At 55.9% G+C, this 20,966-nt stretch carries 18 protein-coding genes; 13 read left to right on the top strand and 5 right to left on the bottom strand.

What is annotated here, in order from left to right; all coding sequences use genetic code 11:
• Positions 1-52 precede the first annotated feature (52 nt).
• The 3 genes from SIB88_RS14890 to SIB88_RS14880 all read right to left on the bottom strand — a co-directional run bounded on the left by SIB88_RS14890 (position 53) and on the right by SIB88_RS14880 (position 4,633).
• The gene (locus SIB88_RS14890; RefSeq protein ID WP_068518537.1) at positions 53-823 is read right to left on the bottom strand and encodes a response regulator; all 771 of its coding nucleotides are present in this window, start codon (positions 821-823) and stop codon (positions 53-55) included.
• 262 nt (positions 824-1,085) lie between these two features.
• On the bottom strand, positions 1,086-1,550 hold the full coding sequence (bcp, locus tag SIB88_RS14885) for a thioredoxin-dependent thiol peroxidase (protein WP_068518536.1): 465 nt from the start codon (positions 1,548-1,550) through the stop codon (positions 1,086-1,088).
• Between the two features lie 101 nt (positions 1,551-1,651).
• Positions 1,652-4,633, bottom strand: a complete 2,982-nt coding sequence (locus SIB88_RS14880) for a bifunctional [glutamine synthetase] adenylyltransferase/[glutamine synthetase]-adenylyl-L-tyrosine phosphorylase (RefSeq protein WP_412558383.1) — start codon at positions 4,631-4,633, stop codon at positions 1,652-1,654.
• Positions 4,634-4,902: 269 nt separating this feature from the next.
• Here SIB88_RS14880 and SIB88_RS14875 point away from each other — a divergent pair, with 269 nt between their 5' ends.
• Positions 4,903-8,454, top strand: coding sequence for an AsmA-like C-terminal domain-containing protein (locus tag SIB88_RS14875; RefSeq protein ID WP_412558382.1), 3,552 nt, complete (start codon positions 4,903-4,905; stop codon positions 8,452-8,454).
• A gap of 132 nt (positions 8,455-8,586) precedes the next feature.
• Here SIB88_RS14875 and tyrS read toward each other — a convergent pair whose 3' ends face one another.
• Positions 8,587-9,840 (bottom strand): tyrosine--tRNA ligase, encoded by a 1,254-nt coding sequence (gene tyrS / locus SIB88_RS14870; protein ID WP_412558381.1) that lies wholly within the window; start codon positions 9,838-9,840, stop codon positions 8,587-8,589.
• Between the two features lie 187 nt (positions 9,841-10,027).
• On the opposite strand from tyrS, the gene SIB88_RS14865 reads away from it, so the two are divergent.
• Positions 10,028-11,152: an anhydro-N-acetylmuramic acid kinase gene (locus SIB88_RS14865; RefSeq protein WP_412558380.1), complete on the top strand. Its 1,125-nt coding sequence runs from the start codon at positions 10,028-10,030 to the stop codon at positions 11,150-11,152.
• A gap of 45 nt (positions 11,153-11,197) precedes the next feature.
• Here SIB88_RS14865 and SIB88_RS14860 read toward each other — a convergent pair whose 3' ends face one another.
• Positions 11,198-11,836 (bottom strand): alpha/beta hydrolase, encoded by a 639-nt coding sequence (locus SIB88_RS14860; RefSeq protein WP_068518531.1) that lies wholly within the window; start codon positions 11,834-11,836, stop codon positions 11,198-11,200.
• 245 nt (positions 11,837-12,081) lie between these two features.
• Between SIB88_RS14860 and cysE the strand changes: the two genes are divergently transcribed.
• From cysE to tenA, 11 genes are all read left to right on the top strand, one after another.
• Complete coding sequence (cysE, locus tag SIB88_RS14855) at positions 12,082-12,819, top strand: serine O-acetyltransferase (protein ID WP_114113630.1); 738 nt, start codon at positions 12,082-12,084, stop codon at positions 12,817-12,819.
• An 88-nt stretch (positions 12,820-12,907) separates the two neighbouring features.
• Complete coding sequence (locus SIB88_RS14850) at positions 12,908-13,390, top strand: Rrf2 family transcriptional regulator (protein WP_068518530.1); 483 nt, start codon at positions 12,908-12,910, stop codon at positions 13,388-13,390.
• Between the two features lie 49 nt (positions 13,391-13,439).
• The gene (locus SIB88_RS14845; RefSeq protein WP_068518529.1) at positions 13,440-14,567 is read left to right on the top strand and encodes a cysteine desulfurase family protein; all 1,128 of its coding nucleotides are present in this window, start codon (positions 13,440-13,442) and stop codon (positions 14,565-14,567) included.
• 28 nt (positions 14,568-14,595) lie between these two features.
• The gene (locus SIB88_RS14840; RefSeq protein WP_068518528.1) at positions 14,596-15,819 is read left to right on the top strand and encodes an IscS subfamily cysteine desulfurase; all 1,224 of its coding nucleotides are present in this window, start codon (positions 14,596-14,598) and stop codon (positions 15,817-15,819) included.
• Positions 15,820-15,879: 60 nt separating this feature from the next.
• A complete protein-coding gene (gene iscU, locus SIB88_RS14835; protein ID WP_068518527.1) occupies positions 15,880-16,278 on the top strand; it encodes a Fe-S cluster assembly scaffold IscU in 399 nt (132 codons plus the stop codon).
• A 44-nt stretch (positions 16,279-16,322) separates the two neighbouring features.
• A complete protein-coding gene (locus tag SIB88_RS14830; protein ID WP_068518526.1) occupies positions 16,323-16,664 on the top strand; it encodes a HesB/IscA family protein in 342 nt (113 codons plus the stop codon).
• Positions 16,665-16,807: 143 nt separating this feature from the next.
• On the top strand, positions 16,808-17,428 hold the full coding sequence (hscB, locus tag SIB88_RS14825; protein ID WP_412558379.1) for a Fe-S protein assembly co-chaperone HscB: 621 nt from the start codon (positions 16,808-16,810) through the stop codon (positions 17,426-17,428).
• Positions 17,429-17,459: 31 nt separating this feature from the next.
• Positions 17,460-19,358 carry a Fe-S protein assembly chaperone HscA gene (hscA, locus tag SIB88_RS14820; RefSeq protein ID WP_412558378.1) on the top strand — a complete coding sequence of 633 codons (1,899 nt, stop codon included), beginning with the start codon at positions 17,460-17,462 and terminating at the stop codon, positions 19,356-19,358.
• A 144-nt stretch (positions 19,359-19,502) separates the two neighbouring features.
• Positions 19,503-19,838 carry a ferredoxin family 2Fe-2S iron-sulfur cluster binding protein gene (locus SIB88_RS14815; protein WP_068518523.1) on the top strand — a complete coding sequence of 112 codons (336 nt, stop codon included), beginning with the start codon at positions 19,503-19,505 and terminating at the stop codon, positions 19,836-19,838.
• Positions 19,839-19,894: 56 nt separating this feature from the next.
• Positions 19,895-20,092, top strand: a complete 198-nt coding sequence (gene iscX / locus SIB88_RS14810; protein ID WP_068518522.1) for a Fe-S cluster assembly protein IscX — start codon at positions 19,895-19,897, stop codon at positions 20,090-20,092.
• 150 nt (positions 20,093-20,242) lie between these two features.
• On the top strand, positions 20,243-20,947 hold the full coding sequence (tenA, locus tag SIB88_RS14805; RefSeq protein WP_412559415.1) for a thiaminase II: 705 nt from the start codon (positions 20,243-20,245) through the stop codon (positions 20,945-20,947).
• Positions 20,948-20,966: the final 19 nt, after the last annotated feature.

Raw genomic sequence — 20,966 nt, 5'->3', positions numbered from 1 at the left:
GCCCCTGTGATACATCGTGACAGATAATGTGCTGCCTACGGATATGTCGTTATCAGGTGATGTTGAACCGTGCCAGTGCCTCGGCCAGATCTTCACCAAATGCATTGCCCTTGCGGATGATTGCCGTGCGGCACGGAAGATCCTGCAAGGACGGGTGGTTCGGTGCATCAGACGTCAGAACAGCCGTCGGGATGGCGCGGGTTTTTGGCATGGCCTGCAACGCATTGGCCAGATCAACACCGCTCAGCTCATCAATGGTTTTGGCAACAATGATGAAGTCGGGGCGGGTGCGAACGGCAAGTTCGATGGCCTCGAACGAGGTTTGCGTCACGGAACTGCGATAACCGCATGCGGCGAGTTCGCGTTCAAGAATGGTTGCCATGGAGCGCTGCGGGATCACCAGCAATGCTTCGACATTGGCCTTTTTAAGCCAGTTCGGATCAATGTCAGGGGCACGTTTGGACGGCAATTCACGGACAAATTCCGCGGTATCGGTGCCGCCGGCGGTCATGTCACCTTCAAGCAGGCTTTGGATCTTGTCGACAAAGGCCTGGATATCTTCGATGGAACCTTCATTCAGTTCCTTGCAGGTGGTGACATAATCGGCCAGACGATGACTGGTCAGATTGATCAGTGGTGCCGCAACCGATTTGCCCTTGTAACGCAAGTTGAAAACTTCGCGCTGGATAGAGGTCAGGTGTGCGGGATCGCTTTTGCCACGCGCATTTTGCAGATGGACATCAATCGCACTGATGATGTCATGTGCCTCATCGCGAAAATCCGCAAGCATCTGATCGTCGAGATCAACAACATTTTTGTTCATAGCAATACCTGCTTTGCCGGCGTGCCGGTTTGTTTTCTCTGAACAGGTGAAAAGCACCTTCACCCAAACTCCCATATGTAAATTGTTATCCTGACATGTAACCCAAGGCAACAAAATCAATGTGTTGGAATGGCCGTTTTGGCAGTTTGGCGGGTTAAATTTTAAAGTCGGCGAAGGCCAAAAAACAAAGGCCCGGCAATCAGTTGCCGGGCCTTGCGGGGTAACGGGACCAATTGGTCTGCTACGAGTGTCATTTTTTTGATCAAAGGGCGCGAACGGCTTCTAGAACCTCTGCCACGTGGCCTTTGACCTTTACCTTGCGCCAGGCATTGCGGATGACACCGCTGCCATCAATGACAAAGGTGGACCGTTCAATGCCCATGAATTTTTTGCCATACATGCTTTTTTCTTTCCAGACGCCGAAATCTTCGCACACGGTACCGTTTTCATCCGATGCCAGAATGAAGTTCAGGTCATGTTTGGCCTTGAACTTGTCATGGCGGCTGACACTGTCCTTGGAAATGCCGATGATCTGGGCATCAACGGCGCTGAAGTCCGGCTCGGCATCACGAAATTCACAGGATTCCGTGGTGCAGCCCGGTGTCATGTCCTTGGGATAGAAATAGATCACCACCGGTTTGCCTGCCAGATCGGACAGCTTGATGCTGTTGCCACCATCGGTTGGCAATTCGAAATCCGGGGCCTTGTCACCTACTTCAAGTGTCATGTTCCATCCTTTGTCTGTCTGTGTCGCTGTGCGATCCGCTCCGCACTGAAAATACAATCCTTTATAAGGATGGCAAGGCCAGCCGGATCATTTCGATCCGGCTATTGTGTGGTTTCGGGCGGGCTGACCTTTTCGGCCGGATCGGCGATGATCCGGTCATAGATCGTTTTGATCCGGGTTGCCGTGGTTTCGATTTTGTCCTGAAGGCTTGCGAAATCGTCACATTTTCCGGCCCGTGCCAGCATCTGTTGCAGGTCGGTACTGGCCCGTGCGGGATCAAACGGTCCTTCGGTCGTCAGGCGCAGCATTGCCTGAAGTGCCAGCCAGAATGATCCGGCATTGGCCAAAAATTCTGCCTCGTCATTTTCAAGAATGCCGGCCGTGCCAAGCCGTTTGAACACGTCGCGTGTGGTGGGCGACAGGATGTCGGCATGGTCATGGGCGTGACGCAGTTGCAAATATTGCGCGATGAATTCCAGATCAACCAGCCCGCCGCGCCGCATCTTGATCGCCCAGGGGTGATTGTCGCCTTTGCCGGCTTCCATGCGGTTGCGCATGTCATAGACCGCGCGCACCAGCTGATCGGGGTCACGTTCCTTGCGCAGAACGGCCGTTGTGGTGGCAATCACCTTGTCACACAGCGATTGCGGCCCATAAACCGGGCGCAACCGCGTAAGCGCCATGTGCTCCCACGTCCAGGCTTCATTGTTCTGATAGGCTTCGAAACTTTTGAAATGGGTGGCAAGCGGGCCTTTTGACCCGCTGGGCCGCAGGCGAAGGTCGGTTTCAAACAGAACACCTTCGGCGGTGGGGGCGGAAAGGGCGTTGATGTAACGCTGGCTCAACCGGATGAAATAATGCCCGGGTGACAGCGGTTTTTCCCCATCAGACTCTTCGGCTTCTTCGGGCACATCATAGATGAACACCATATCAAGGTCCGACCCCGGGGACAGTTCCTGCCCACCATGTTTGCCAAGCGCAAATACCGCAAGCCCGCCATCGGCAAAGGTACCGTGCTTTGCGGCGAAATCATCGGCAATGCGCGGGAACAGGGCGCGAATGGCAACATCTGCGACATCGGCCAGTGCACGACCGGCCTCGTGCGGGGTTTGGCGGTTCTGGATGGTCTGAACGTCAATCTGGAATTTCTGGTCATTGGCCCAGCGTCGTGCGACATCCAGCCAGTCTTCGACCATGTCTTCGCGTGACAGGCGCGCATCAAGTTCTGCCAGCATGCTGTCGGCATCAGGCAATTCTTCATGGAAGCCCGACATCAGGACGAAATCGAGAACCGACGCGTTGCGCCCGATATATTTGGCCATACGCGGGGCGGTTCCGGCGATCTGGGCCAGAAGTTCAAGCAATTCCGGGTGCGCGGTAAACAGCGAGAACAGCTGAACCCCGGCCGGAAGACCTTTCAGGAACTCGTCAAAGGCCCGGAATGCCATATCCGGGTTGGTGGTTTTCGACAGTGCCCCCAAAAGTGTCGGCATCAGTTCGGTCAGAATTTCACGCGCCCTGCGTGACCGGGTGGCGCGATAACGCCCGTGATGCCAGCCACGCACCGTAACCGATACATTTTCGGCATTTTCAAACCCCATTTCACGCAGATTGGCAAGCGTGTCGGGATCGTCTTCGGTGCCGGTAAAGACCAGATTGCCGGTCGTGCTGTCGCCGGTCAGCGGCGTGTCATCTTCAAACAGTTCGGCATAGTTGTTTTCAACATTGCGCAGATGAAGCAGCAAATGATCCTTGAACGCATCAAGCGTCGCATAGCCAAGGAATGTCGCAAGGGCGCGCAGCCCGTCATCCGTATCGGGAAGAGTCTGGGTCTGCTGATCATTGATCATCTGAAGCCGGTGTTCGACCGTGCGCAGAAATTCATAGGCCGCCAGCATTTCATCGCGGACTTCCTCGGATACCTGTCCGAATTTGGTCAGTGCGCGCAATGTGTCACATGTCGCCTTGCCACGCAGCGCAACTTCGCGCCCGCCCCAGATCAATTGCTGTGTCTGGGCGAAAAATTCGATCTCGCGAATGCCGCCGCGGCCAAGCTTGATGTTATGGCCGGGGATATTGATCTTGCTGCCGCCCTTATGGGCATTGATTTGGCGCTTGATCGAATGAATGTCCTGAATGGCAAGGAAATCGAGATGTTTGCGCCAGACGAACGGTCGCAGGATTTCCAGAAACTCGTTGCCGGCCGCCCGGTCGCCGCCAACAATGCGGGCCTTGATCATGGCCGCACGTTCCCAGTTCTGCCCCACCGTTTCATAATAGGTTTCAGCCGCAATCATCGACAGGATCGGCGGGGTCGATGCCGGATCGGGACGCAGGCGCAAATCGGTTCGAAACACATAGCCGTCCCCGGTGCGTTCTTCCATCACGCGTGTGATGTCACGCACCATGCGCACCAGATCCTGTTGCAGGCGATCTTCATCAAGATAGGTGACAATATCCTGATCATACAGGAAGATCAGGTCGATATCGGATGAATAGTTCAGTTCACCCGCACCCAGTTTTCCCATGCCGATCGCAAAGATCCCCGATCCTTCAAGCGGGTTCTGGGGATTGGGCAGGTCATATTTGCGCTGGCGCGCCATCGCACACAGGCAATGGGCCATGGTGAAATCAAGTGTGGTTTCCGCAGTATCGCTGATCGCGGATGTGACTTTATCAAGCGGCCAGGCCTTGCAGATATCGGCCATCGCAATCACCAGTGCAGCCCGGCGTTTTGCCTTGCGCACCGTGGACATTGTTGTCGCCTGATCAAGATCACGGGCATCCGCACTTTGCCGCACCGGATCCAGTGCGGTGGCAAAGGCATGATCAAGGCCGCTTTCGAATACTTCGCAAACAATGTCGGGATCGCGCAGGCACAAATTGGTCAGATAGGGGCTGTTACCAAACAGGGCTGCCAAAACCGCCTTGCTTTGGGGATCGGACGCAATATCGCCAATTTTGGATGCCAGACTTTCAAATGCCGGGCGATCGCCAAGGGCGTTCCATCGTTCAAACGCATTGGCAACACGTTCGGCATCAAAGGGTTGGGGCAGGTCCTGTGAAATCCAGGAAAGAGACACTTTTTGCTTTCCTTGTATTGCGAAAAGGTAACGAACCGGGCTATGCACAAACTTGTGCCTGATTGCATGCTCTTGGCAAGGAGATTGCAACCCCGATCATACGGGTGACTGTCTCTATGTAGCTTTTCTGCGATCGGACAAAAAGGGATTAGATCAATACTGGCAGTTCCGGTGATATCTGTTTCTTCTTGCAGAACGGAAACACCGGCCAGAACGTGTGCAGTGGTGCTATTGCGACATATGATATCAGGAAAACAGGATAAATAAGGGTGCGCCTCGTTAAAAGCTTTGCTGGATGGCTGGCGCTGATTTTGTCGGCGATCGTGCTGTTTGTTGGCGTATTTGCAGCAGTCACCATCTGGCGACTGTCTCAGGAACCTGTGTCCCTGCACCGCATTACCCCCTATATCGTTGATCATCTTAACAAGTCGATGGGTGAAAACCGGCTGTCGGTTGGTGACGTCGTTTTGCGCTGGCGCGGATGGGCCGAAAAATTTGATGTCGGTTTGCGCGATGTGGTGATCATTGGCGGGGATGATCGTGAACTGCTCCATATTCCCGAAGCAGACGTGGTGTTTTCCAGCAAGGCCCTGTTTGAAGGGGTTCTGGCACTTCGTGAATTGAACCTGATCGGGCCGCGCATTCGCCTGGAACGCCGCGCCAATGGGCAGATCGATATCGGCTATGTCGCCGAAAACTCCGATGGGACAGCACCACTTGCCGGACCGGACGAAGACACATCCGTCGAACCGCAAGACCCGGTTTATGACAGCGGGCGGGGGGCGTCGGTCACGATCGATTTGCCCGAAAGTGACGATGCGCAGCCGGTTCTTCCCGAAACCACCGAAATACAGCCTGCACCGCAAACACCCGATGATGAAACCGATGTGGCAACCGCGCCGATTGAAAGATCCGGCAGCGAAATCCTGCGCGATGTGGTCTCGATCCTGTCTGGCGAACGCACCGATTTTCCGGCTGCGGCCTATTTCGAAAGTTTCGGGATTGTAAATGCCGACCTGCAGGTGCGCGATGAACAGCTTGGCATCGTCTGGGCCGCGCCGCAGGCTGAAATTCTGTTGTCGCGCAAGCCGCTTGGCATCGGGGCCGAAGCCTCCTTGCAGGTCAGTGCTGGTGCCTTGTCGACCCGGGTCAATGTGACCGGTGATTACAGCACAAGCAGCGGTGAAATCGATCTCGAAGCCCGCATCGGCGAGGTGGAGCTTTCCGATCTGGTCAGCATCTCTGACATCTTTGAACCGATGCGCGATGCCTATGTCCCGGTTTCGGGGGTAATCCGTGCCAAATATGATGTCAGTGGAAAACTGGTTTCTGCTGCGACCGATCTGGAAGTCGGAAGCGGGGTGATTTCACTGCCATCCGAAATCCGCGCGACCTATCGGGTCAATGACGGCAAGATCGTCACAAGCTATGTACCGGGCCGGTTCAGTGTTGATGACGTGACGCTCAATGTCGGGGATGCCACGGCATCGGTTACCGGTGTCGTGCTTGATCCGTTTGGCAAATGGCAGCTTAGCCTGGATGCGAAGGCAACCGATGTGGCCACAGATGATCTGGACCGGCTTTGGCCGGAATCGGTTGGCGAAGATGCCCGTATCTGGGTTGTAACCAACCTGTCGGACGGCATTGTTCATCAGGCCACCCTGCATACCGAACTTCATCAGGATGACGCCGGCGACGTGGCGCTTGATGCGCTGGGCGGACAGATGACGATGTCCGGTGTCACTGTGCATTATCTGGGGGATATGCCCGATGTGCATGATGCCGGTGGCCGCGCCGAATTCGATGAAACCAGTTTCAATATCTATGTTGATCGCGGACAGGCAGACGGGCTGACTGTAACGGATGCCAGCATCCTGTTCACCAAGCTAGACGAACCGGTTCCGCTTGCCGAAATCGAAGTGGTCGCCAATGGCAGTGCGCGCAAGGCGCTTGAACTGATCGAAGCTCAGCCGCTTGGATTTGCCACCCGCCTTGGCATTGATCCGGCCCAGATTGCTGGTGAACAGGCGACCCGCGTGCGCCTGAATTTCCCGTTGCTGCGCGATGTGACATTCGACGATGTCGAGGTCGCGGCAGCATCGCGCATTCAAAAGGCCAGCATCACCAACGCGTTCCGCGAACTTGATGTCAATAACGGCAGTTTCGAACTTCAGGTCAACACCAAGGGGCTGGAACTGACCGGTACGGCATCGATCGGCAAGGGCAAAACCGCGATCAACTGGGTTGAAAGTTTTGATACCGCGGCCAAAATCCGCAGCCATTATAGCCTGTCTGGCGATCTCGATCTGGCGGTGATGCCCGATGTGGAACTTGATGTTGCGCCCTATCTTGCCGGGATGGGCAAGGGCAAGGTCGAAATCAGGGTTCTGGATGACCGGGTCGAGATCAAGGGGGATGTGGCGCTTAATGATGTTGCCATCACGCTTCCGATGGAACGGGTCAACTACACCAAACAACCCGGTGCCGAAGCCAAGGCAAGCTTTGATGTGGCTGTGCGTTATGAAGGTGGCGGCACGCTTAAATCCTTTGCGGTGATGGCACCGGCACTGGTGGCGTCCGGCACGGGCAAATGGCGCGGTGAAAACCCGATTGCCGATCAATGGTCCTTTGAAATCGACAATACCCGTTTTCGTGAAAATACCGGTCTTTCGGGAACGATCAGGCTTGCCAATGATGACAGGATGCTGGTGGATCTGCGCGGGGCGCAGTTTGACTTGCGACCATTTGTCGAGGATGAAACATCGCCTGAGCCCGCAGAAAGCAGCGACACCCAGCCGTCGGAAAAACGCAATGTCATTGTCAATCTGACCGGTGGCGGCTTCCTGCTTAAGGGGGCGGAGCCGCTGCTCAATGATGGCAAGGTCACCTTCCGGCAGAATAATGAAAATCGCGAAATCGAAATCACTGCCCGTCAGCTGATCGCGACCCCCTGGATCCTGTCGGATGACGCCGAAGACACCGGCAAGCCAAAGGATGCCAAGGCACCAAACAGTGGCGGCATAGGACAACGCGCCAGCCGCGAAGGCGGAACGACCGAGATCTTCCTCGATATCGAACAGATGGTGATGGCCAATGGCGAACTGTTTGGCGATGTAAAAGGATCGATCCATGTTGTCGGACAGGAATGGGACCGGCTGGTTCTGAATGGTTCGCTGGCGGACCGGGCCACCATATTTGCACAGGTCAGCCGCGATGATTTTTCCACCCGCAAGGTCAGTCTGACGGCCGAAGATGCCGGTAAATTCCTGCGGGCGCTTGATATGTATGAAAACCTTCTGGGCGGGAACATGACGGTCGAAGGCACGGTCGATGAAAGCGACTTTGCCCAGCCCTTTACCGGATCGGTCAAGATCGGCGATTTCCGTGTCGTCAACGCACCGATTGCCGCACGTGTCCTGGGGGCAGCATCTCTTTCGGGGCTCAGCGACGTTTTGCAAGGAAACGGCATTTCCTTCACCGAACTGAATGGCGATTTCACCTATGTGAATGACGTGCTGACCTTGTCAAAGGTCGCTGCCAACGGCACCGCGGTTGGTGTTACCGCGAACGGATCGATTGATCTGGCGAAATCCGAAATCCGTCTGGCCGGGTCGATTGTGCCGATCTATGCCATCAATTCGGCCCTTGGCGTGATCCCGATCCTTGGCGATCTTCTGGTGGGGGAAGAAGGCGGGGGCATCTTTGCGCCGACCTACACCATCGAAGGCGACCTTGGCGAACCTGATGTGACGGTCAATCCGCTTTCGACATTCGTGCCCGGCGTGCTTCGCAACCTGATCACCGGTGCCGAGCCCGGCTAAGGCCCAGACCGGCTAAGGCCCGGACCAATCAAGTGGACCGGTCCGGAAACGGGATGATGTTAGCGCTAACACATGAAAAAAGCCCCGCGCAAATTGCACGGGGCTTTTTAAATTTTGACCGGATATGTGTGATCAGACCGGCTTGATCAGGACATGGCGTTTCTTGCCAGCAGACACCTTGATCACGCCATCGGCATTCACTGCATTTGCGGTGATGTTGGCATTTTCGTCGCTGACTTTTTCGTCATTGATCTTTGCACCGCCGCCCTTGATCAGACGGCGTGCATCACCACCGGATTTGGCAAGATCGGCACGACGGAACAGATCGAAGGCCGGGATACCGGCATCAAGATCGGCCTTGGCGACTTCCACGGTCGGAAGATCGTCAGCCAGAACACCTTCTTCAAAGGTTTTGCGTGCGGTTTCAGCAGCGGCAAGGGCTGCTTCTTCGCCGCGGCAAAGTTTGACGGCCTCGAATGCCAGAACTTTCTTGGCTTCGTTGATTTCCGAGCCTTCAAGTTTTGCGTATTCGTCGATCTGTTCAAGCGACATCTCGGTGAACAGGCGCATGAACTTGATGACGTCGGCATCTTCGGTGTTCCGCCAGAACTGGTAATAGTCATAGGACGACAGGCGTTCTTCGTTCAGCCACACGGCACCGGCCGCGGTTTTGCCCATCTTTGCACCGGATGCGGTGGTCATCAGCGGGGTCGTCAGACCAAACAGGGATTTCTCGTCAACGCGACGACCCAGTTCAACACCATTGACGATATTGCCCCACTGATCCGATCCGCCCATCTGCAACATGCAGCCATAGTTGCGGTTCAGTTCGACAAAGTCATAGGCCTGAAGGATCATGTAGTTGAATTCAAGGAAGCTCAGCGACTGTTCGCGTTCCAGACGCAGCTTGACCGAGTCAAAGCTCAGCATCCGGTTGACCGAGAAATGGCGACCGAAATCACGCAGGAATTCGATATAGTTCAGCTTGTCGAGCCAGTCGGCATTGTTGACCATGACCGCATCGGTCGGGCCATCGCCAAAAGTCAGGAACTGCTGGAAGACCTTTTTGATGCCCGCCATGTTGGTGGCAATGACTTCGTCGGTCAGCACCGGGCGCGCATCATCACGGCCGGTCGGGTCACCAACGCGCGTGGTGCCGGCCCCCATCAGAACGATCGGCTTGTGACCGGTTTTCTGCAGCCAGCGCAGCATCATGATCGATACAAGCGATCCGACATGAAGGCTGTCTGCGGTGCAGTCATAACCCACATAGCACACCACCGTATTTTCCGATGCATAGGCATCAAGGCCTTCAAGATCAGTACATTGGTGGATGTAACCGCGGTCATGCATGACGCGGAGAAAATCAGACTTAAGTTCAGTCATGGTTTTTTGCGCTATGTTGGTTGTGATAGAAAATTCGACCCGCCCAAAGTGCGGAGGCGATGATCTAGCACAGAAAACATGCGCTGGGCAACGCATCGGCGCGCAGATCTGCAATCCGGGTAACGATTTCACCAGAATTTGGCGTTAACCTGCGCAAACAACCCGAAAATACCATGCGGAGCACGACATGACGCAAGACTGGATCACGGCAATCGGAATGATGAGCGGCACGTCACTTGATGGTGTCGATGCGGCTCTGATTGAAACCGATGGCATTGATGTGCGTCGTCTTGATCAGTCTGTTTTTGTGCCCTATGCGCCGGAACTGCGCGAACGGATGCGCGAATGTTTCGGCAATCGCAGTGCCACCAATTCCGAACATGTCGTGGCGGATGATTTGACACAGGTTCATGTTGATGCTGTTAACATGTTGCTGGCCAAGGCGGGTATGTTGCCCGGTGATATCGGGATTATCGGCTTTCACGGGCAGACCGTATTTCATGAACCGGCATCGGGGCTGACCCGTCAGATCGGAACGCCGCATATGCTGGCGGAAAAAACCGGCATTCCGGTGGTCGCTGATTTCCGTCTGGCTGATGTTGCCGCGGGGGGCGAAGGCGCGCCACTTGCCCCGATCTATCATGCCGCCCTGATGAAAAGTGCCGGGGTTGAACCGCCGATGGCGGTGCTTAATATCGGTGGGGTTTCAAATGTCACCTGGATTGGCGATGGTGCGGACGGCGCGGATCTTCTGGCATTTGATTGCGGGCCGGGCAATGCACGTCTTGATGACTGGATGTTGCGCCATACCGGTAATCCGGTTGATCTGAATGGTGCGACGGCGGCGTCCGGAACGGCGGACCCGATGGTCGAAATCAAGTTCCTTGAAGACCCGTATTTCGACCGTGTGCCGCCAAAATCACTGGACCGCGAAGACATGGCTGCGCGGATTGACGGTTTGGTGGCCGAGGCAAGGCTGAATGTTTCTGACGGTGCGGCAACGCTTGCCAATTGCACGGTTGCGGCCATTGTTGCGGGGGTAAACCATTTGCCTGTCGCGCCCAAAAGCTGGTTTGTCTGTGGGGGCGGGCGGCATAATCAATATGTGATGGAAACGCTTGCAAGTCGTCTTGGCGTGCCGGTGCGTCCGGTCGATGACCTTGACTGGGATGGCGATGCGGTCGAGGCGGAATGCTTTGGCTATCTTGCCGTGCGTCACTTGCGCGGCTTGCCGCTCAGTTTTCCGGGGACGACCGGGGTGCCTGCGCCGTGCTGTGGCGGGAAGCTTTATCCAACGAAAAAGGCCGCCTGATCAGGCGGCCTTGATTTCGAGATCGTCAGACATGCTGGCGGACGGTTATGCGCCGCGCTTGTCGAGATAGGCGATCGAATGCTTGATCACGTCATCTTGCTGTTTGGCAAAATAGTGATCGGCACCGTCAATCGTGCACATGTCGACTTCGATGCCTTTCTGGGCATTGAGCTTGTCGGCAAGTTTGTTGACCGAGGCAACCGGAATGTTGGTATCCTGTGATCCGTGGATCAGGATGCCCGACGACGGGCAGGGGGCCAGGAAGGTGAAGTCATATTCACTTGCCGGGGCTGCAACCGAAATAAAGCCGTCAATTTCCGGGCGGCGCATCAAAAGCTGCATGCCGATCCACGAACCGAACGAATAGCCGGCAACCCAGGTTGCGCGCGCATTGGCATTATAGGTCTGCATCCAGTCAAGCGCAGATGCCGCATCCGAGAGTTCACCGATGCCCTGATCGTAAACGCCCTGCGAACGTCCGACGCCGCGGAAGTTGAACCGCATGACGGAATATCCGCGATCCTTGAACATGTTGAACATGTTAAAGCACAATTTGTTGTTCATTGTGCCACCCTGCTGCGGGTTCGGATGCAGGATAAGTGCGATGGGCGAATCGTCAGCGCCGTTATGGTGATAGCGACCTTCAAGGCGACCTTCGGGGCCGTTAAAAATGACCTCAGGCATGGATCAGACTGCTCCTGTCCACGAATGGAATGAAGTGTGTAACAAAAATATCCGAGTCTTTTTGTAAGTTTTTTCGTCTTTGCGCATAAATTGCTTTGGGCAAATACTTGACCAAGTTACTCGGTTATCCTATATTCCGGCTAACCCGATGGTGCCGACAAAACCCGATCTTGCGAGTGTCGCGAGGCCGGGCGTAGGCGTGGCTGCCGGGAATCGAAGGTACTAATTACACAGTGGACCGCCCCATGTTCAAGCTAATTCGTCAGGAAATTGACGCGATGATTGCCCGCGACCCCGCGGCACGCTCCCGCTGGGAGATCGCGCTCTGTTATCCGGCGTTTCATGCGATCATGGGATATCGTGGCACACACTGGCTTTGGCAGCGCGGTTTCCGCATCACGGCGCGTTTTCTTTCGCAGATCATGCGCTGGCTGACCGGAATTGAAATCCATCCGGGTGCGACCATCGGCAAGCGGTTCTTCATTGATCACGGCATGGGTGTCGTGATTGGCGAAACCGCCGAGATCGGGGATGACGTAACCCTGTATCAGGGGGTAACCCTTGGCGGGACGTCGCCCAGTGTGAATAGCGACGGGCAGCGCGGCCTGAAACGCCATCCGACACTTGAAGATGGTGTGATTGTCGGGTCCGGGGCACAGATCCTTGGTCCGTTCACCGTGCGCAAGAATGCCCGTGTCGGCGGCAATGCTGTTGTGCTTTCCGAAGTGCCCGAAGGGGCAACTGTGGTGGGTATCCCCGCCAAGATCGTTCGCCGCGAGGCCGATGATCGTTTCTGTGCCTATGGTACGCCGCTTGGTGATCTGCCCGATCCGGTGGCGCGCGCCCTTGAAGAGCTTGGCCGCGAGGTACAGTCGCTGCGCAATCAGGTAACGGCACTCGAAGCCGAAAAGTCCGGCGCAGCGGGAACACCGGGTGGTGATGTGACGCCGGAAAAACCGCGCATCGTCGCATCGTCGGAATAATTGGCGCCTATCGCGCAAAGTCGAATGAAAAGCCCGCTGTCAGGTCCGGGTAAACCCGAACCCAGGCAGCAAGGCAGGAGGACGCACCGTGAAGCTGAGTACCAAAGGCCGCTATGCCGTTATGGCGATGGTCGATCTCGCTGAAAGCAGCAAGGACCGACCGGTCGCACTTGCCGATATTGCGGACCGTCAGGAAATTTCGCTGTCCTATCTTGAACAGCTGTTTGGCAAATTGCGCAAAGGCGGGCTTGTCCGTTCCGTGCGCGGCCCGGGTGGTGGTTATCTTTTGGCCCGAACGGCCGATGAAACCCGTGTGGCCGATGTCATTCTGGCCGTTGACGAGCCGATCCGCGCAACCCGTTGCAAGTCCGGATCGCCTAAGGGCTGCAAGGCCAACAAGGGCCGCTGTCAGACCCATGAATTGTGGGAAGAACTGGGCAACCAGATTTATCTGTATCTTGCATCGGTAAGCCTTGCTGATGTTGTGGATCGCAATGTCAGCGGATCGCTTCGGGTCTTCCCGGGCAAAACAACTCAAATAGAAGAGCCGTCACAGGTTGCGGCACAGTAAATGCTCCTCTATATCGAGAGCAGATGCGAATAAGGATGATTACAAACTGATGGCCGACCAGGTTTATCTCGACTACAACGCAAGCGCGCCGCTGTGCCCCGAGGCACGGCAGGCCATGATCGCTGCGATGGATGTTGCAGGTAATCCGTCATCGGTTCATGCCAGCGGACGTGCCGCGCGCAAGATCGTCGATCATGCCCGGCGCACCATCGCGGATCTGGTGGGCGGTGATTCCGAACGGATCATTTTCACCAGCGGCGGGACCGAGGCCAACAACCTCGCGCTGAACGGACTTGAAGACGTCACTGTCTTTACCAGTGCCATCGAACATCCCTCTGTCATAGAGGGGCGCGTGGATGCAAAACGCATTCCGGTTGATGGCAATGGTGTGGTTGATCTTGATGCGCTTGAGGCGATGCTGAAGGAAGCATCTGCTGCCGGGCAGAAGGTTCTGGTATCGGTCATGCTGGCCAATAATGAAACCGGCGTGATCCAGCCGGTGGCCAAAGTGGCGCTGCTGGCGCGTGAATACGGGGCAAAGGTCCATTGTGATGCCATTCAGGCATTGGGCCGTCTGCCGGTGGATATGGGGCGCTTGCTGGTTGATATGGTGTCGGTTTCGGCCCATAAGATCGGCGGACCCAAAGGAATTGGCGCTTTGGCGATCGCGCCCGGCGTAATGTTGGTGCCGCAGATCCGGGGCGGTGGACAGGAAAAATACCGCCGTGGCGGCACCGAAAACGTTCTGGGCATTGCGGGCTTTGGCGCCGCGGCCGAACGGGCAGGGGCCCAGTTGGCGAATATGGCGAATGTTGCGGCCTTGCGCGACCGCCTTGAAACGGAATTGGCATCAGAGGCGCCTGAGCTTCTGATCGCTGGTAAGGGAACGGAGCGACTGGTGAATACAAGTTGCCTGATCTTGCCGGGAATGCCGGGGGAAACCCAGGTTATGGCGCTGGATCTGGCAGGTGTGGCCATCAGTTCGGGATCAGCCTGCTCGTCAGGCAAGGTACGTGAAAGCCACGTGCTTAAGGAAATGGGGGTTTCCGATGCCGGATCGGCCATCAGGGTCAGTCTGGGACTGGAAACCACCGACGAAGATATTGATACATTTATCCGTGTTTGGAGCCGGATGAGGGGCAATGCAGCGCGTAAGAAAGCGCGTCACGCTGCCTGACAAGAGAGTGAGTGAGGAAGCCTTAAATATGAACGAGCTTAAAGCAAAGCCGATCTATCTGGACTACCAGGCCACGACGCCGACCGACCCGCGTGTCGTCGAAGCGATGCTGCCGTATTTCACCGAGAAGTTCGGTAACCCGCATTCCCGCAACCACAGCTTTGGCTGGGAAGCCGAAGATGCCGTTGAAGTCGCCCGTGCCCAGGTTGCCAAGATCATTGGCGCATCGGCCAAGGAAATCATCTTTACCTCTGGTGCGACTGAATCGAACAACCTCGCACTCAAAGGTGTGATGAAGTTCTATGGCAAGAAAAAGCCGCATCTGATCACGGTCGTGACCGAGCATAAATGCGTGCTCGACAGTGCCCGTCACCTTGAGCAGGAAGGTTACAAAGTGACCTATCTTGGCGTTAAGGAAAACGGCCTGATCGACCTTGAAGAACTCAAGGCTGCGATCACCGATGAAACCGCACTTGTTTCCGTCATGGGCGTGAACAACGAAATCGGTGTCATTCAGCCGCTGAAAGAAATCGGTACCATCTGCCGTGAACGCAAAGTGTTCTTCCACACTGATTGCGCACAGGCCGTTGGCAAGATCGATCTTGATGTCGAAGACATGAATATCGATCTGATGTCGATTTCCGGTCACAAGATCTATGGCCCGAAAGGCATCGGCGCGCTGTTCGTCCGCCGTCGTCCGCGCGTTCGCGTTATCGCCCAGATCACCGGTGGTGGTCAGGAACGCGGCATGCGTTCGGGTACGCTTCCGACCCCGCTGATCGTGGGTCTTGGCAAGGCATGTGACATCCTGTCCAACGAAATGGCCGAAGAAAACGCCCGTATCGCTGAACTGCGTGATTACACCTTGCAGCGTTTCCGTGATCGTCTTGCCGACATTTATCTGAATGGCGACGAAAAAGAACGCGTTTGTGGCAACCTCAATGTTTCCTTTGCCTATGTCGAAGGCGAGAGCCTTCTGATGGACATCAAGAACATTGCGGTTTCGTCGGGTTCGGCATGTACTTCTGCATCGCTTGAGCCGTCCTATGTTCTGCGTGCGCTTGGCGTTGACGAAGAACTTGCACATACCTCGCTTCGTATCGGCATCGGCCGTTACACCACCAAGGAAGAACTCGATACCGCTGTTGATGCGATCTGCACTGCGGTCGAGCGTCTCCGCGAGATGAGCCCGCTTTGGGAAATGGCCCAGGAAGGTATCGACCTCAAGTCGATCGAATGGGCTGAGCACTAAGAAGCGCCTGAATAAACGTCATTGTCTCGCGAGAGACCACAAGAAGATTGGAGAGAAATCATGGCTTATAGTGAAAAGCTGATCGACCATTACGAAAACCCGCGCAACGTTGGTTCCATGGACAAGAACGAACTGTCTGTTGGTACCGGCCTTGTTGGTGCACCGGCTTGCGGCGACGTCATGAAGCTGCAGATCAAGGTCACCCCGGAAGGCATCATCGAAGACGCAAAGTTCAAGACCTTTGGTTGCGGTTCGGCGATTGCGTCGAGCTCGCTGATCACCGAATGGGTCAAGGGCAAGTCGCTTGATGAAGCCGGTTCGATCAAAAACTCGCAGATTGCCGAAGAACTGGCGCTTCCGCCGGTCAAGGTTCACTGCTCGATCCTCGCTGAAGATGCCATCAAGGCAGCCATCAGCGACTACAAATCCAAAAACGGTGCGGCTGACGCTGCTGAATAAGCAGCGTCCCAACCGCCACGTTTTCCGGAATTTGGGAGAATACCATGGCTTTACCGTCACCGATTTCTGTCACGCCAGTTGCCCTTGATCACATCAAGGCGTTGCTTGATAGCCGCGGCAAACCGTCGCATGGCATTCGGCTTGGTGTGCGCAGCAAAGGGTGTTCGGGCCTGTCTTACACGCTTGAATATGCTGACGATGCCAGCGGCTTCGAAGAAGTTGTCGAGCTGGAAGACGGCGTGAAAATCCTGATCGACCCGAAAGCCATCATGTTCGTGCTCGGCACGGAGATGGATTACGAGGTCAACAAGATGGAAGAAGGTTTCGTCTTCCGTAACCCCAACGAAAAAGGTCGTTGCGGGTGCGGGGAATCCTTCCACGTCTGATCGGCCGGGCTTTCCCTGCTTTCTGTTTGGTCATGGCCCCGGTTTCATCGCCGGGGCCATCGGCTGAAAAGGGCGGCCTGATCCATAGTCCCGGCTGCCTTTTGACTGATTTGTTATTGTTTTAATCCTCGGAAGTGCATCGCGTGAGCAATACAGAACATCCGGCACACAAAGCTTGCTGGTCCTGCAAGGGGCCGGTCGAAGTCAGCGCACTGTTTTGTGATACCTGCAACGCCATTCAGGCCCCGGGTCAGCTCGACCATTTCAAACGGTTCGGTCTGGAACGGTCCTTTGACGTTGATATCGACGCGATGGAGGCAACCTACCTCAAACAGCAGCAGCAATTGCATCCCGACCGTTTTGCATCGAAATCCGGTCGCGAGCAGGCTCTGTCTTCCCAGCAGGCTGCCAGCCTGAACGAGGCTTTCGAGACTCTTAAAAACCCGGTGTCGCGCGCCCATTACATGTTGCGTCTGGCCGGGATCGAACCCGAAGGCGGCGAAGGCCATACTGTCAATGATCCGGAACTTCTGATGGAAGCGATGGAAATGCGCGAGGCACTTGATGATGCCGATGACAGGATCACCATTGATGCAATGATCAAGGATACCCGCAAACAGGCGCGCGCCTGTGAAAAGGACCTTGGCCAGGCACTTGATCAACAGTCATATGACGTTGCCAAAAAACTGACCACCCGCCTGAGATACCTGATGAAAATGACCGAGGAAGCGCGCGGGAAGAAATCGCGCCTTGCCGCTGCCTGATCATTTCAAATAACCGATACGGATAGAATTCATGGCTCTGCTTAAAATCCACGAACCGGGCGAAACGCCGCTCCCCCACGAGGACGAGCGCCAGATCGCTGTTGGTATCGATCTGGGTACCACCAACTCGGTCGTTGCGATTTCACGCGGCGAAAAACCCGAAGTCCTGCGCGACAAATCCGGTGGCAATGCGATTGTGCCGTCTGTTGTCTATTATGGCGATGACGCACCGGTGGTTGGCGAAGACGCCCGTGAACATATCAATACCGATGCCAATCGCGTGGTTTCCTCGGTCAAGCGCCTGATGGGGCGCGGGCTTGAGGATGTCAAATCCGTTGCCGGTACGCTGCCCTATGACGTCGAAGTCCCCGAAGGCACCGATGATGGTGCGGGTGAACCGATGATGGTGCGCCTCAATGTCGGCGGGCGGGTTCTGACCCCGGTTGAAGTGTCAGCCGATATTCTGCGTGCCCTGCGCGCACGCGCCGAAGAAGGTCTTGATAAGCCGGTCGAAAAGGCGGTGATCACGGTTCCGGCCTATTTCGATGACGGGGCACGTACCGCGACCAAGGATGCGGCGAAGCTTGCCGGGATCGAAGTTCTGCGTCTGGTCAATGAACCGACCGCAGCCGCCCTTGCCTATGGCCTTGATAACGGGGCAGAGGGGCTTTACGCCGTTTACGATCTTGGCGGCGGGACGTTTGATATCTCGCTTCTGAAAATGCAAAAGGGCGTTTTCCAGGTCAAGGCGACCGGCGGTGACGCCGCCCTTGGCGGGGATGATTTCGATCACGCCATTGCCGAACATCTTCTGGCTGAGCGCAAGGACGGTGGTGCAGCCGATTCCCTTGATGCGTCGGATGCCAAACGGCTTTTGAAAACTGCACGCAAGGTCAAGGAAGGCCTGACCGATCAGGATGCGGTCGAGGTGTCTGTCGATCTGAACGGATCGGTGACCAGCCATACTGTAACCCGCGCCGCGTTCGAAGCAATGATCGCCAAGCTGGTGTCGCGTACCATCGCGATCACCGAACAGGTGCTTGATGATGCCGATATCCTGCCCGAAGACGTCAAGGGCGTGGTGCTGGTCGGCGGGTCAACCCGTGTGCCTGCGGTGCGCAAGGCGGTGGCCGATCTGTTCGAACAGGAACCGCTGTCTGATATCGACCCGGACGAGGTCGTGGCCCTTGGCGCCGCCCTTCAGGCCGAGGCGCTGACGGGGGGCTCTGACAACCTTCTTCTTGATGTCACGCCGCTGTCGCTTGGTCTTGAAACCATGGGCGGGATTGTTGAAAAGGTCATCGACCGCAACACCCCGATCCCGGTCGCCAAGGCCCAGGAATTCACCACCTATCAGGATGGCCAGTCGGCCATGATGATCCATGTGGTGCAGGGCGAACGCGAAATGGTCGATCAGTGCAGGTCACTGGCCCGGTTCGTTTTGACCGGCATTCCGTCAATGGCGGCCGGTGCCGCGCGGATCCGTGTGCAGTTCAATGTTGATGCCGATGGTCTTTTGACCGTGTCGGCACGCGAAGAAACCACCGGCACCGAACAGGAAGTCGCGGTCAAGCCGACCTATGGCATCAATGAAACTGATATGGCCAACATGCTGCGCGACAGTATGGTCCATGCCCGCGAAGATATGGAAATGCGCGTCCTGACCGAAGCACGGGTCGAGGCACGGCGCAATATCCTTGCGGTCCGGGCGGCCATGGCGGCCGACCGAGCACTTCTGAGTGCCGAGGACGAAACCAGTATCAACAACGCCATCACCGCCCTTGAGACGGCGATGGCCGGCGATGATCGCGATGCGATTAACGAGGCCGCCGAGGCCCTTGAAAATGCGTCACGACCCTTTGCCGAAACCCGAATGGATAGCCGGATCAGACAGGCGCTTGCCGGTCAAAATGTCGATGAAGTGAATTAATCGGCACCGGTGGAATTGACAAACCGGTCAAGTACGGCGATTGTCCCGAACAACCGCCAAGGTCAGGGCCGGACAATTGCGTTGTGACAAGCAGCGCAGCAAACAGAGATCGAACGAAAAGTATTACCGAGGAGAAAGGCACAGATGCCTAAGATCGTTTTTGTTGAGACCGATGGCACCGAAAAGGAATTCGAAGTTGCCGACGGCCTGTCCGTTCTGGAAGCTGCCCATAAGAACGGCATTGACCTTGAAGGTGCATGCGAAGGTTCGCTGGCTTGCTCGACCTGCCACGTTGTTCTGGACGAAGAATGGTTCGACAAACTTGACGAACCGTCCGAAGACGAAGAAGACATGCTTGATCTTGCTTTCGGCCTGACCGAGACGTCGCGTCTTGGCTGCCAGATCATCATGAGCGACGAACTCGACGGCCTGCGCGTTATGCTGCCGGCTGCGACCCGCAACATGATGGTCGACAAGTAAGTTTGACCTTCTTTTGACCGGTGTGTTTTGCGCCCCGGGCACCAAAGGAGACGGATATGCGTTGGACAGATATTCAGGACATCGCGATCGAGCTTGAGGAAGCCCATCCTGACAAGGATAACCTCAACCTTCGCTTTACCGACCTGCATAAATGGGTCTGCGAGCTTGAAGGTTTCGAAGACGATCCCGAGAAATCGAACGAAAAGATTCTCGAAGCCATCCAGATGGCCTGGATCGACGAACGCGAAGACTGATTTCGAAAGGGTTGAGACGTGCGCCTTTCGGCCTGCACCCTGACCACGAAATATCAGACCAGCCTGCTTTGCGCGGGCTGGTCTGTTTTTGTTTGAATGACCGCCATCACCGCCATGATGGCCGATACCGCAAAACGGGACGAAACAGCCATGAGCCAGACCGCCACCTTTACCGATATCATTCCGGACGACAGCCTGTTTGGCAAATTGCGTGCGCGCGCAACCGACGCCTGGGAAAGCTATGTCTGCCATGACTTCGTCAAACAGCTTGGTGCCGGTACATTGCCCGAAGCGGCCTTCAAGCATTACCTGATCCAGGATTACCTGTTTCTGATCCAGTTTTCGCGCGCCTATGCGCTTGCGGTCTACAAGGCCGAAGACCTGACCGCCATGCGCCAGTTTTCGGGCACCGTGCATGCGATCCTTGATATGGAAATGAGCCTGCATCTTGAATTCTGCAAAGGCTGGGGCCTGTCCGAGGACGATATCATTGCCGAACCCGAAGCACGTGCGTGCGTGACCTATACCCGCTATGTGCTGGATCGCGGTGTGCAGGGCGATGTGGTTGATCTTCAGGTTGCCCTGATGCCCTGTATGGTTGGCTATGCCGAAATCGCAAACCGCCTGATGGCAAGTTCTGATACAAGGCTGGACGGCAATCCGTACCGGGCATGGATTGAAATGTATGCGTCCGCCGAATTCCAGGACGTGGCCAAGGCCGAAATTGATTTGCTGGAACATACTGTCGCCAAGCGCGGCGGTCATGATCGCATCGATGGTCTGGTCGATACCTTTGCCATGGCAAGCCGCCTTGAAGCCGATTTCTGGCAGATGGGACTTGATCTGGCAAAATAGGCGAACATCGCTTATATAA

It is taken from the genome of Thalassospira sp. MIT121401 (assembly GCF_047125595.1).
GTDB classification, from domain to species: domain Bacteria; phylum Pseudomonadota; class Alphaproteobacteria; order Rhodospirillales; family Thalassospiraceae; genus Thalassospira; species Thalassospira povalilytica.
The sequence above is the reverse complement of the archived record's forward strand: the minus strand, read 5'-3'. Positions and strand labels throughout refer to the sequence as shown.